At 70.0% G+C, this 12,307-nt stretch carries 13 protein-coding genes and 3 tRNA genes; 2 read left to right on the top strand and 14 right to left on the bottom strand.

The genetic code is table 11. The annotated features are described in order from the left end of the window. Positions 1 to 146: 146 nt before the first annotated feature. From rplA to AB0F01_RS06580, 5 genes are all read right to left on the bottom strand, one after another. Positions 147 to 872, bottom strand: coding sequence for a 50S ribosomal protein L1 (gene rplA, locus AB0F01_RS06600; protein ID WP_362090569.1), 726 nt, complete (start codon positions 870 to 872; stop codon positions 147 to 149). An 85-nt stretch (positions 873 to 957) separates the two neighbouring features. Then, positions 958 to 1,392, bottom strand: coding sequence for a 50S ribosomal protein L11 (gene rplK, locus AB0F01_RS06595; RefSeq protein ID WP_164334178.1), 435 nt, complete (start codon positions 1,390 to 1,392; stop codon positions 958 to 960). A 180-nt stretch (positions 1,393 to 1,572) separates the two neighbouring features. Beyond that, entirely contained in the window at positions 1,573 to 2,418 is an 846-nt protein-coding gene (nusG, locus tag AB0F01_RS06590) for a transcription termination/antitermination protein NusG (RefSeq protein WP_362090567.1), read from the bottom strand. Between the two features lie 80 nt (positions 2,419 to 2,498). Beyond that, on the bottom strand, positions 2,499 to 2,786 hold the full coding sequence (gene secE, locus AB0F01_RS06585; protein WP_164334180.1) for a preprotein translocase subunit SecE: 288 nt from the start codon (positions 2,784 to 2,786) through the stop codon (positions 2,499 to 2,501). 108 nt (positions 2,787 to 2,894) lie between these two features. Continuing rightward, positions 2,895 to 2,967: transfer RNA gene (locus AB0F01_RS06580), tRNA-Trp, on the bottom strand. 271 nt (positions 2,968 to 3,238) lie between these two features. Here AB0F01_RS06580 and AB0F01_RS06575 point away from each other — a divergent pair. Both AB0F01_RS06575 and AB0F01_RS06570 read left to right on the top strand, forming a co-directional pair. Next, positions 3,239 to 4,465 carry a pyridoxal phosphate-dependent aminotransferase gene (locus AB0F01_RS06575; RefSeq protein ID WP_362090564.1) on the top strand — a complete coding sequence of 409 codons (1,227 nt, stop codon included), beginning with the start codon at positions 3,239 to 3,241 and terminating at the stop codon, positions 4,463 to 4,465. Between the two features lie 287 nt (positions 4,466 to 4,752). Further along, positions 4,753 to 5,796 carry an adenosine deaminase gene (locus tag AB0F01_RS06570; protein ID WP_362090562.1) on the top strand — a complete coding sequence of 348 codons (1,044 nt, stop codon included), beginning with the start codon at positions 4,753 to 4,755 and terminating at the stop codon, positions 5,794 to 5,796. A gap of 262 nt (positions 5,797 to 6,058) precedes the next feature. Here AB0F01_RS06570 and AB0F01_RS06565 read toward each other — a convergent pair whose 3' ends face one another. The 9 genes from AB0F01_RS06565 to AB0F01_RS06525 form a co-directional block, all read right to left on the bottom strand. Continuing rightward, a complete protein-coding gene (locus AB0F01_RS06565; protein WP_362090560.1) occupies positions 6,059 to 7,114 on the bottom strand; it encodes a UDP-N-acetylmuramate dehydrogenase in 1,056 nt (351 codons plus the stop codon). Between the two features lie 84 nt (positions 7,115 to 7,198). Then, positions 7,199 to 7,579 (bottom strand): DUF3291 domain-containing protein, encoded by a 381-nt coding sequence (locus tag AB0F01_RS06560; RefSeq protein WP_362090558.1) that lies wholly within the window; start codon positions 7,577 to 7,579, stop codon positions 7,199 to 7,201. A 245-nt stretch (positions 7,580 to 7,824) separates the two neighbouring features. After that, a complete protein-coding gene (locus AB0F01_RS06555; protein WP_362090556.1) occupies positions 7,825 to 9,261 on the bottom strand; it encodes a DHA2 family efflux MFS transporter permease subunit in 1,437 nt (478 codons plus the stop codon). A gap of 385 nt (positions 9,262 to 9,646) precedes the next feature. Continuing rightward, the gene (locus tag AB0F01_RS06550) at positions 9,647 to 10,246 is read right to left on the bottom strand and encodes a TetR/AcrR family transcriptional regulator (RefSeq protein WP_362090554.1); all 600 of its coding nucleotides are present in this window, start codon (positions 10,244 to 10,246) and stop codon (positions 9,647 to 9,649) included. Between the two features lie 422 nt (positions 10,247 to 10,668). Then, complete coding sequence (locus AB0F01_RS06545) at positions 10,669 to 11,097, bottom strand: MaoC family dehydratase (protein ID WP_362092460.1); 429 nt, start codon at positions 11,095 to 11,097, stop codon at positions 10,669 to 10,671. An 8-nt stretch (positions 11,098 to 11,105) separates the two neighbouring features. Beyond that, entirely contained in the window at positions 11,106 to 11,558 is a 453-nt protein-coding gene (locus tag AB0F01_RS06540; protein WP_362090553.1) for a MaoC family dehydratase N-terminal domain-containing protein, read from the bottom strand. Between the two features lie 129 nt (positions 11,559 to 11,687). Continuing rightward, complete coding sequence (gene rpmG, locus AB0F01_RS06535) at positions 11,688 to 11,852, bottom strand: 50S ribosomal protein L33 (protein WP_003948671.1); 165 nt, start codon at positions 11,850 to 11,852, stop codon at positions 11,688 to 11,690. A gap of 89 nt (positions 11,853 to 11,941) precedes the next feature. After that, a tRNA-Met gene (locus tag AB0F01_RS06530) sits at positions 11,942 to 12,014 on the bottom strand. Positions 12,015 to 12,060: 46 nt separating this feature from the next. After that, positions 12,061 to 12,133, bottom strand: a tRNA-Thr gene (locus AB0F01_RS06525). Between the last annotated feature and the right edge of the window lie 174 nt (positions 12,134 to 12,307).

Raw genomic sequence — 12,307 nt, 5'->3', positions numbered from 1 at the left:
GGTCCCACCCCTGTGCCCCCGTTCCTCCGTGCGAACCCCGTGTCGGCACCGTAGCGCAGACGGTCGGCGGGCGGGCCGGAACGGGGACGGGCCCCGCACCTGAGCAGGTGCGGGGCCCGTTTGACCGGTTGAGGTGAGCCGTGGGCTCAGACCGCGGCCGGGTCCTCCTCGACGAGGAGGTTGCGGGTGCGGTTCGGGTCGACCGGGATGCCGGGGCCCATCGTGGTGGTGATGGCGGCCTTCTTGATGTACCGGCCCTTGGCGGCGGACGGCTTCAGACGGAGGATCTCCTCCAGCGCGGCGCCGTAGTTCTCCACCAGCTTGGAGTCGTCGAAGGACGTCTTGCCGATGATGAAGTGCAGGTTCGAGTGCTTGTCGACGCGGAACTCGATCTTGCCGCCCTTGATGTCGTTGACAGCCTTGGCGACGTCCGGGGTCACGGTGCCGGTCTTGGGGTTCGGCATGAGACCACGGGGACCGAGCACGCGGCCGAGGCGGCCGACCTTGCCCATGAGGTCCGGGGTGGCGACGACGGCGTCGAAGTCCAGGCGGCCCTTCGACACCTCGTCGATCAGCTCGTCGGCGCCGACGATGTCGGCGCCCGCGGCACGCGCGGCCTCGGCACGGTCGCCGGTCGCGAAGACCAGGACCCGGGCGGTCTTACCGGTGCCGTGCGGGAGGTTCACGGTGCCACGGACCATCTGGTCGGCCTTGCGCGGGTCGACACCCAGGCGGAAGGCGACCTCGACGGTGCCGTCGAACTTGGTCGTGGAGGTCTCCTTGGCGAGACGGACGGCCTCGAGCGGGGCGTAGAGCTTCTCCCGGTCGACCTTGGCGTCCGCAGCGCGGAGAGACTTGCTGCGCTTGCTCACTACTTGCTCCTGTGGGTTCTTAGGAGTCGTGGTGCGGGCCGAGCAGGCCCTGCCACACTTCTGCTTCGGGTTGCGGGGGTGGAGGTCAGCCCTCGACCGTGACGCCCATGGAACGGGCGGTGCCGGCGATGATCTTCTCGGCGGCGTCCAGGTCGTTGGCGTTCAGGTCGGGCATCTTGGTGGTGGCGATCTCGCGAACCTGGTCGCGGGTGATCTTCGCGACCTTGTTCTTGTGCGGCTCGCCGGAGCCCTTGTCCACGCCCGCGGCCTTGAGGATCATCTTGGCGGCCGGCGGCGTCTTCGTGATGAAGGTGAAGGAGCGGTCCTCGTAGACCGTGATCTCCACCGGGATGACCCAGCCGCGCTGCGACTCGGTCGCGGCGTTGTAGGCCTTGCAGAACTCCATGATGTTGACGCCGTGCTGACCCAGCGCGGGGCCGACCGGCGGGGCCGGGTTCGCGGCACCGGCCTGGATCTGGAGCTTGATGAGCCCCGTGACCTTCTTCTTCTTGGGAGGCATGGCTCTCCGGGTCCTTTCATTCGGGTCCTGCCCGCGACCGGGAAACCACCCGGACGCAGGCATACCGCACAACGATAGCGGGTATGTATGCGCGGCCAAAAACCGAGCAGGTCAGCCGAGGGCGTGAGCGCTCGACTGACCTGCCCGGAAGCTGTCTGCCAGAGGGAACCGCGCGGAGCGCTAGTTCTTCTGGATCTGGTCGAAGGAGAGCTCGACCGGCGTCTCGCGGCCGAAGATCTCCACCAGGCCCTTGACCTTCTTGGAGTCGGGGTTGATCTCGTTGATGGTCGCCTGCAGCGTGGCGAACGGGCCGTCGGTGACGGTGACCGAGTCGCCGACCTCGAAGTCCAGCACCTGGACCTCGACCTTGCGCTGCGGAGCCGGCTTGCCCTCGGCCTCGGCGGCCTCGCGGGCGGCCTTCTCCTCGGCCTCCGGGGCGAGCATCTTGACGATCTCGTCCAGCGTCAGCGGGTACGGGTTGAAGGCGTCGCCGACGAAGCCCGTGACGCCGGGCGTGTGCCGCACCGCGCCCCAGGACTGGTCGGTGAGGTCCATGCGGACCAGGACGTAGCCGGGCAGCTTGTTCTGCCGGACCGTCTTGCGCTCGCCGTTCTTGATCTGGACGATCTCTTCCTCGGGCACCTCGGCCTGGAAGATGTAGTCCTCGACGTTCAGCGAGACGGCGCGCTGCTCCAGGTTGGTCTTCACGCGCTTCTCGTAGCCCGCGTAGGTGTGGATGACGTACCACTCGCCGGGCAGCGTCCGCAGTTCCTCGCGGAGCTTCTCGACCGGGTCGCGCTCGTCCTCGGCCTCCTCGGCCTCTTCGGAGGCCTCCTCGCCCGCGGCGGCGGCTTCCTCGCCCGCGGCGGCGCCGGCCTCGTCCGCGGCGGCGTCGGCAGCCTCGACCTCGGCGGAGGCCTCGGTGTCCGCGCTGTCCGCGCCGTCGACGGTGGCGAGCTCGTCCTCGACGGACTCGGCCCCTTCGCCCCGAGGCTCAACGGCGTCGTTCACGTTCGGGTCAGACACGGTGGCTGCTTCTTCCTGGATACATAGGGGTGGAACATGCGAAAGGAGCGCCGGGTACCTCGGCGCTCTTCGCTTGCGGCTCAGCCGAAGACGTATTTGGCGGCGTGACTGAATCCATAGTCGATCCCGGTGATCAGTCCGATCATGAGGACGACGAAGATGATCACGGCGGTCGTGTACGTCGTGAGCTGGTTGCGGGTCGGCCAGACCACCTTGCGGAGTTCCGCGATGATCTGCCGGTAGAAGAGCGCGAGGCGCCCCAGCGGACCCTTCTTGGCCCGCTTGCCGCCCTTGCGGGTCTTCTTCTTGGAGTCCGGAGCCTCGTCTTCGGCATCAGGCATGTCGATGGAGCCCACGGCGTCCGTCACTCGTCCTCACCTGATTCCGGGTCGTGGCCGTGCCGCGCCCGGTTTGAGCCGCACGGCGGTGCATTGCTGTACGTACATGCGCACACATCCTGGCGAAGGAGTGTGTAGCAGGGCCGGAGGGACTCGAACCCCCAACCGCTGGTTTTGGAGACCAGTGCTCTACCAATTGAGCTACGACCCTTTGTGTGTTCCCCAACGTACCGCATCCCACTCGTCGCCTGGTGTGCACCGGTCGGCGCGGGCCGTCGGAGGCCAACGAGGTGAGAGTGTACGTGGTCCTGGCCCGGGCGTCGAACAGAAAGCGCCCGTGGGGGCGTCTCCGGCCGGAGATCGTCCTGCTCGGGCAGGCCGGCCGCGGGGTGGTCCGGACTGGTGTTCAGGGGCCTGCCCGGTCCTGTTCAGTCTGTGAAACCCCTGTGCCGGGCGGGTTTCCGGTCTGGAACGATGGGCGCATGAGCGCTGCAACCCCTCCCTCCGAGCGCCGGGTCTCCGCCCGCATCGGCGCGATCTCCGAGTCCGCCACCCTCGCGGTGGACGCCAAGGCCAAGGCCCTCAAGGCCGCCGGGCGACCGGTGATCGGCTTCGGTGCAGGTGAACCGGACTTCCCGACGCCGGACTACATCGTCGAGGCCGCCGTCGAGGCGTGCAAGAACCCGAAGTTCCACCGCTACACGCCGGCCGGCGGCCTCCCCGAACTGAAGGCCGCGATCGCCGCCAAGACGCTGCGCGACTCGGGCTACGAGGTGGACGCCTCCCAGATCCTGGTCACCAACGGCGGCAAGCAGGCCATCTACGAGGCGTTCGCCACGATCCTCGACCCGGGCGACGAGGTCATCGTCCCCGCCCCGTACTGGACCACCTACCCGGAGTCGATCCGGCTGGCCGGCGGTGTGCCGGTCGAGGTGGTCGCCGACGAGACGACCGGCTACCGGGTGAGCGTGGAGCAGCTGGAGGCCGCCCGCACCGAGCGGACGAAGGTCGTCCTCTTCGTGTCCCCGTCGAACCCGACCGGCGCCGTCTACAGCGCCGAGGACGCCGAGGCGATCGGCCGCTGGGCCGTCGAGCACGGGCTGTGGGTGCTCACCGACGAGATCTACGAGCACCTCGTCTACGGCGACGCCACGTTCACCTCGCTGCCGGCGGTCCTGCCCGAGCTGCGCGACAAGTGCATCGTGGTCAACGGTGTGGCCAAGACGTACGCGATGACCGGCTGGCGGGTCGGGTGGCTCATCGGACCGAAGGACGTCGTCAAGGCGGCCACCAACCTCCAGTCGCACGCCACGTCCAACGTGTCCAACGTCGCCCAGGCCGCCGCCGTCGCCGCGGTCTCGGGCGACCTGGACGCCGTGGCGACCATGCGGGAGGCCTTCGACCGGCGCCGCCGCACCATCGTGCGGATGCTGAACGAGATCGACGGCGTGGTCTGCCCCGAGCCCGAGGGCGCCTTCTACGCCTACCCGTCGGTGAAGGCGCTGATCGGCAAGGAGATCCGGGGCAAGCGCCCGCAGAGCTCCGTGGAGCTGGCCGCGCTCATCCTGGAGGAGGTGGAGGTCGCGGTGGTCCCGGGTGAGGCGTTCGGCACGCCGGGATACCTGCGGCTGTCCTACGCCCTCGGTGACGAGGACCTGGTGGAGGGCGTGAGCCGGATCCAGAAGCTGCTGGCGGAGGCCCGCGACTGATCCGGCGGGTCTGATCCGGCAGGTCCGAGTCGGTGATCGTGGTCGGATGACCCTGGTCCGGTGGTCCGGGTCGGTCCCGGATCAGGGTGCCGGACGGCCGTCGTGCCCCCGAGTTTCCGAGCGGGCCGCTCCCTGCGGGGCGGCCCGCTCTTCCGTCCCGGTGCACGGGGCAGCGGGGCGGCGGACCGGCCACCCGCGTCGCGCGTACCGGCGCACTCACGTGCGAGCAAGACCACGTTCCGGGAAAGCGCTACCGGCTCGGACCGCGGGTGCGGCACGATCGGGCAATGGAACGTGTACGTGATGTCTCCCGGCTGCCGAAGGCCCATCTGCACCTGCACTTCACCGGGTCGATGCGCCCGACGACCGTCCTGGAGCTGGCCGACAAGCACGGTGTCCGTCTCCCGGAGACGCTGACCGACGCACTGACCAGCGGCGAGCCTCCCCAACTCCGCGCCACGGACGAGCGGGGCTGGTTCCGCTTCCAGCGGCTGTACGACGCCGCCCGCTCCTGCCTGCGGGAACCGGACGACATCAGGCGGCTGGTACGGGAGGCCGCGGAGGAGGAGCTGCGGGACGGCTCGGGCTGGCTGGAGATCCAGGTGGACCCGACGTCGTACGCGCCCCGGTTGGGCGGCCTGATCCCGGCGTTGGAGATCATCCTGGACGCCGTGGAGACGGCGCAGCGGGACACCGGGCTCCGGATGCGGGTGCTGGTGGCCGCGAACCGGATGAAGCACCCCCTGGACGCCCGCACGCTGGCCCGCCTCGCGGTGCGGTACGCGGACCGGGGCGTGATCGGCTTCGGGCTCTCCAACGACGAGCGGCGCGGGATGGCCCGGGACTTCGACCGGGCGTTCGCCATCGCGCGCGACGGCGGACTGCTGTCGGCCCCGCACGGCGGTGAGCTGGCCGGTCCGGCGTCGGTGCGGGACTGCCTGGACGACCTGGGCGCCACCCGGATCGGGCACGGGGTCCGGGCCGCGGAGGACGAGCGGCTGCTGAAGCGGCTGGCGGACCGCCAGGTGACCTGCGAGGTGTGTCCGGCGTCCAACGTGGCGCTGGGCGTCTACGACAAGCCCGAGGACGTGCCGCTGCGGAAGCTGTTCGAGGCGGGTGTGCCGCTGGCCCTGGGCTCGGACGACCCGTTGCTGTTCGGGTCCCGGCTGGCGGCCCAGTACGAGATCGCCCGGCAGCACCACGGTTTCTCGGACGCGGAGCTGGCGGAACTGGCCCGGCAGTCGGTGCGCGGGTCGGCGGCGCCCGAGGACGTCAAGAAGGAGCTGCTGGCGGGCGTGGACGCGTGGCTGGCGGAGCCGGTGACGGGCTGAAGGGTCGGCGGTGGGCGGCGGTGGGCGGTGGACTGGCGCCTCTCCCGGTCACCTGGTCCCGGCTCCCGGTCCGTGTCGTGGTCCCGGCCCGGTCTCCGTCGTGGTCGCGGGTTCCGTCCCTGTTCCGGGTGCCCGAGTAATCCTGTTCCGGGTTCCCCAGTGATTCCGTTCCGGTCTCCGTCGTGGTCCCGGAGGCGCGGGCTCCGAGCCGGTCGGGTCGTCGGGCTTCCGGTCGTCGGCGCCCGCCTCCCGGAGGCTCCGGTCAGAGGCTCACGCCGACCGTGACCGGTTCGTTGACGAGGGTGATGCCGAAGGTGCGGTGCACGCCGGCGACCACCTCGCGGGCGAGGGCCAGCAGGTCCTCCGTGGTCGCGTTGCCGCGGTTGGTCAGCGCGAGGGTGTGCTTGGTGGAGATCCGGGCGGGCCCGGTGCCGTAGCCCTTGGTGAACCCGGCCTTGTCGATCAGCCAGGCGGCGGAGGTCTTGGCCCGGCCCTCACCGGCGGGGTAGGCAGGGGGCTCCACGTCGGGGCCCAGGTGCCGCCGCACCCGCGCGCGGAACGCCTCGAAGGCGTCGGCGTCGAGGATCGGGTTGGTGAAGAAGGAGCCCGCCGACCAGGTGTCGTGGTCCTCCGGGTCCAGCACCATGCCCTTGCCCGCGCGGAGCTTCAGCACCGTCTCGCGCGCCGCCTCCAACGGGACGCGGTCGCCCGCCTCGACACCGAGCGCCCGGGCGGTCTCGGCGTACCTCAGCGGTCCGGAGAGGCCGCCCGCGTCCTCCAGGGCGAACCGGACACGCAGCACGACGTAGCGCTCGGGGTCGGCCTTGAAGCGGCTGTGGCGGTAGGAGAACGCGCAGTCCTCGTTGGCGAGGGTGACCGACTCGCGGGCGGTGCGGTCGTAGGCGATGACCTCGGTGATGGTGGAGGAGACCTCCTGGCCGTACGCGCCGACGTTCTGGATGGGGGTCGCCCCCGCCGAACCGGGAATGCCGGCCAGGCACTCGACCCCGGCGAGCCCGGCCTCCACGGTGCGGGCGACGGCGTCCGTCCAGACCTCGCCGGCCGCCAGTTCGAGGCGGGTGCCGTCCAGGTGGAAGCCGCGGGTGGCGATGACGAGGGCGGTGCCGTCGAAGCCCTTGTCGCCGATGACGAGGTTGGAGCCGCCGCCGATGACCAGCAGCGGGGTGCCGGTGTCGTCGGCCTCGCGGACGACGGAGATCACCTCGTCGTCCGTCGTCGCGGTGACCAGCCGGGTCGCGGGACCGCCCAGCCGGAAGGTGGTCAGCGGGGCGAGGGGGGCGTCGTGGAGTTCCTGCACGGGCCCAAGACTACGGCCCCCGCCGGTCGGGCCGACGGGGGCCGTGCGGACGTCACCGCGTCTCGGCACGGGACGGGCGCTGTGTCAGGTCAGGCGGCGGCGCACCTCGGTCCAGTCGACCGGGAGGTCGTCGCTCTGCGCCGTCCAGGAGACGAACTTCGCGTCCCGCATGTGTCGGGCGAGGCCGCGGGCCGTGGGTTCGTGCGGACCGGTCCGGGCGAAGGCGGAGAGCGCCTTGGGCGACTCCCAGGCGGAGAGGGTCCAGAAGGTGCGGCGGAACGGTTCGGCCCTGAGGGTGGCGCCGTACGCGCCGGGTGCCCTGCTCACCTGCCACCAGACGGCGGGGGTCTTCAGGAAGAACCGCAGGGCCCCCCACAGGCTGCGGGTCTCGAAACGGGAGGCGAAGACGTGCACCTCGGTGCGGGCCGGCGGGGTGTTCGGGACGGTCCAGGGGAGGGTGGGCATGACCGGTTCCTTCCTCGGGGCTCGGTGGGTTCCGGGTGGCGTGCTCGGTGGGGTGCGCTCGGTGGGGTGCTGGGTGGGTTCCGGGTGGCGTGCCCGGTCGGGTGCGCTCGGTGGCGTGTTCTGTGGGCTGCTCCTGGGGCTGGTCGAGGGACGCCATACGCGCTCGGTGGACTGCTCCACGGGTCGTCGACGGCGCTCGGTGCACTGCTCCCGGGGGCTGCTGGATGGCGGCCGGTGCCGGGCGGTCACGAGATCTTCTCGAGGGCCGGGGCAGCCGCCTCCGGTGCCGCCGAGGGGCGTTCGGGCCGCCGGCGGGCCGGGATGAGCAGTGCGGCGACTCCGGCGAGGGCGACGGCCGCGGACCCCGCCACGAGCGCCGGCCGCATGCCGTCGACGAACGTCTGACCGGTCTCGTAGCCGCCGCGCGCCGCGAAGATGGAGGCCATCACCGCGATGCCGAGAGCACCGCCCACCTCACGCAGCGCGTTGTTCGAGCCGGAGGCGATGCCCTGCTCCTCCTTGCGGACGCTGGACATGACCAGGTTGGCGGCCGGGGCGAAGAACAGGCCCATGCCGATACCGCTGATGATCAGTGCGGGCAACTGGGCGGCGTAGGAGACGTCGGTGGTGACCACGACGGCGAAGTAGGCGAGGCCCAGGGACTGCAGGAACAGCCCGACGGCGACGACCGGGCGTCCGCCGATGCGGTCGGAGAGGATGCCGGCGAGGGGCGCGGCCAGCATGGGCATACCGGTCCAGGGCAGCATCCGCAGGCCTGCCTCGGTGGGCGAGTAGCCGAGCACGTTCTGGAGGTACTGGGCGAGCAGGAAGATCGAGCCGAACATCCCGAAGAACATCAGCAGGCTGGCCGCGTTGATGCCGGAGAACGCCCGGGAACGGAACAGCCGCATGGGCAGCATGGGGTTCCTGGCGCGGGTGCTGTAGAGGACGAACCCGACGAGCAGCGCCGCACCGGCGAACAGGCCGGTGAGGACGAGGCCACCGGTCCAGCCGTCGGCGGGGCCGCGGACCAGGCCGTAGACGATGCCGAAGAGGCCGCCACTGGCCAGCAGGGTGCCGGGGACATCGAGCGGGGCTCCGGTCCCGTAGGACTCGGTGAGACGCAGACGGGCGAGCGGGATGAGGGCGAGGCCCAGCGGAACGTTCAGCCAGAAGATCCACTCCCAGGCGATGTGCTCGGTGAGGCTGCCGCCGACCAGGGGACCGGAGGCCACGGCGAGTCCGTTGACGGCACCCCAGACGCCGTACGCCGCACCGCGCCGGGCCTCGGGAACGGCGGCCGTGAGCAGGGTCAGCGTCAGCGGCATCATCACCGCCGCACCGGCTCCCTGGACCGCGCGGGCGGCGATGAGGGAGTCGATACCGGGAGCCATGGCCGCGGCGGCGGAGGACGCGGTGAAGATGCCGAGGCCGACCATGAAGAGACGCCGGCGCCCGAAGCGGTCACCGAGGGCGGCGCCGAACATCAGAAGTACGGCGAAGGTGAGCGTGTAGGCGCTCACGGTCCATTCGAGGTCGTGCAGCGCGCCGCCGAGGTCCTCGCGGATGGAGGGCAGCGCGGTGGTGACGACGAGGTTGTCCAGGGCCGCCATGAAGCCGGCGACGCTGGTGATCACGAGGGCCCAGACGGCTTCCCCGCGACGTTCGGATCGAGGTGACATCGCTCCCCCAGGAGGTGCTCGCTCGTTGATTAGTAATTGATGACTAACTTCCGAGGTCAGAACGGACCGATCCACCCGGTACCGACCGGGCGGGGCGGACCACCGACCCATGAACCCTTTGCTCGCTGGAACGGCGCCCCGAAGGACACGGTCTCCGGCACACGATCGCCGGACGTGATGCCCGGAACGCTCTCCCGCACGTGACCGTCGGGCGTGATCCTGCGACGTGACCGCTGGAACGTGATCGCCGAGGACGACCGTTGAAATTCGTGCTTCCCTGTAGTTCTCTGTGCTTTTCTGCACGTCTCTGCGCTTCTGCCGTGCACGTTGACGCGCGGGCGTTCGGTCCGCCCGGCCCACGGGTCCGCCCAGGGCAACAGGCCCTCTAGGCCGGCGGCCCCTCCGGCGCGGGCTCCGGGTGATCCCGCTCCGCCTGCTCCGGTTCGGGCAGGGCAAGCCCTTCCCAGACCCGGTGCTCCGGCGGGAACCCCATGGCCGCCAGGCAGTTGATGAGCATGCCGTAGGCCATGAAGGTCGTCGTCTCACGGACCTCCGCCCCGAGAGCGAGGTGGGCGGTGTCCCACAGGCGCATCCAGCCGTCCCTCACCCGGGCGCCGAACTCGTGGTCGCCCTCGCGCTCGGCGGCGGCCACCGCGAGGTACATCTGCATCTGCATCTGCAGTTGTTCCGGCTGTTCGGCGATCGTCTTGTTGTACGCCTGCGCCATGGCACGCAGTGCGTCCTCGCCCGTCAGACCCTCGGCCGCCTCCTCGAAGCTGCGGATGGTGCCTTCCACGCAGTACTCGGCTGCCGCGAGGAAGATGGCCTTCTTGCTCGGGAAGAGCCGGAAGAGGTACGGCTGCGAGACACCGACCCGCTGGGCGATGACCTCCGTCGACGTGCCGTGATACCCGCCACGTGCGAATTCGGCCGTCGCCGCGCGGATGACACTCCGCCGCCGCTCCTCTGCACTCATCCTGGCCATGCAATGAAGTTAGTGCTCAATCACTAACCATGTCAAGAGGAAAGCGCCGGTGACGAATGCCCGTACTGAACGCGGGGGCGAGGGGCGGGGGGCGGGCGGGGTGACGTTTGCCTGTGTCACCTGTGCATGACCTGCCTGCATGCCCGCACGGGGTGCGCGTTTCGACTGACCCGCGCGATCTGCCCGATCTGCCGATGACTGCGCTGCGCTACGACGCAAGAGGGGCGCTCTCGTCGAGAACGCCCCCTTGCCCGTCCGTCCCGGCCCGTCGGCCCACAGTCCGGCCTCGCCCTGGCGCCGGTCGGGCCGGCCCGACCGATTCCGCCGGCCCCGCCGCCCCGACTGATGCGAGTGCGACTGGTGCGGCTGCAGCCGCAGCCGCACCACGATCCGACCGCGCGATCGGGCGCCGCGCGACCGCCTCAGGCGAGCCGCACGACCGCGCGGGACATGCCGAGCACCTTCTGCCCCGCACTGGTCACCGTGAGGTCCACGCGGACCGTGTTGTCGTCCAGCTTGGCCCCCACCTTGCCGCTCACCTCGATGGTGGCCCCCTGGTCGTCGTTCGGGACGACGACGGGCTTGGTGAACCGCACGCCGTACTCGACGACCGCGCCGGGGTCCCCGGTCCAGTCGGTCACCACGCGCACCGCCTCGGCCATCGTGAACATGCCGTGCGCGATGACGTCGGGCAGACCGACCTCCTTGGCGAACTTCTCGTTCCAGTGAATGGGGTTGAAGTCCCCGGAGGCACCCGCGTACTGGACGAGAGTGGCGCGGTTCACAGGGAACGTGCGGGCGGGCAGCTCGGTGCCGACCTCGACATCCGCATAGGCGATCTTCGCCGTCATGGTGTTCGTCACGCCCCCTCGGCCGCGCGGGCCACCAGCTTGGTGCGGGCGGTCACGACGTGCTCACCGGCCTCGTCGTAGACATCTCCGCGGATGTCCAGGAAGTCGTTGCCCGCCATCGACTTGATGCCCTCGATGGTGGAGACGACGGAGAGCCGGTCACCGGCCCTGACCGGGCGGGTGTAGGCGAACTTCTGGTCGCCGTGCACCACCCGGCTGTAGTCCAGGCCGAGCTGCGGGTCGGCGACGACCTGCCCCGCGGCCTTGAAGGTGATCGAGAAGACGAAGGTCGGCGGGGCGATCACGTCCGGGTACCCCAGCGCCTTGGCGGCCTCGACGTCCGTGTAGGCGGGGTTGTCGTCCCCGACCGCCTCGGCGAACTCACGGATCTTCTCCCGGCCCACCTCGTAGGGCTCGGTGGGCGGATACGTCCGCCCCACGAAGGACTGGTCCAACGCCATGCGCGCGGCACCTCCTGTGTCGGGTGTTGACGAGCGTCGTCGACGGGCAGTGGAGAAGTCGACGGGCAGTGGGAAACGACGCGAGGCCGCCCCCAGTGGTACGGGGACGGCCTCGTGTACGAGCCTGATTTATCGCGTCTCGCGGTGCGCGGTGTGCGCATTGCAACGCGGGCAGTGCTTCTTCATCTCAAGACGGTCCGGGTTGTTACGCCGGTTCTTCTTGGTGATGTAGTTCCGCTCCTTGCACTCCACGCAGGCCAGCGTGATCTTCGGGCGGACGTCGGTGGCAGCCACGTGAGTGCTCCTTGACGAACGGATTGACTTGAATTAACGCAGAAAGAGTAGCCGATCGAAGGACCGACCCCGCAATCGGCTACTGTCTGTAGCGGTGACCGGACTTGAACCGGTGACACAGCGATTATGAGCCGCTTGCTCTACCGACTGAGCTACACCGCTGAGATGCGGTCGGACCCCGCCTCGCGACGGGAACCTCACACACCAGAGCCCCAAAACGGAATCGAACCGTTGACCTTCTCCTTACCATGGAGACGCTCTGCCGACTGAGCTATTGGGGCGAGCGAGGAAGACATTACACGCTCCGCGGCCGATCGCCCAAATCCGATTCGCGGGTCTGATCCACTCGGATCCGCGGGTCCGAGTGGATCAGATCCGAGGGTCCGATCCACTCGGATCCGAGGGGCCGCGTCACCAGGATCAGGCGGTCCGCCTCCCTCGGAGGCATCTGTCCG

The organism is Streptomyces sp. NPDC029526, assembly GCF_040637405.1.
In the GTDB taxonomy this organism is placed as follows: Bacteria; Actinomycetota; Actinomycetes; order Streptomycetales; family Streptomycetaceae; genus Streptomyces.
This window is presented reverse-complemented; position numbering and strand designations above follow the sequence as displayed.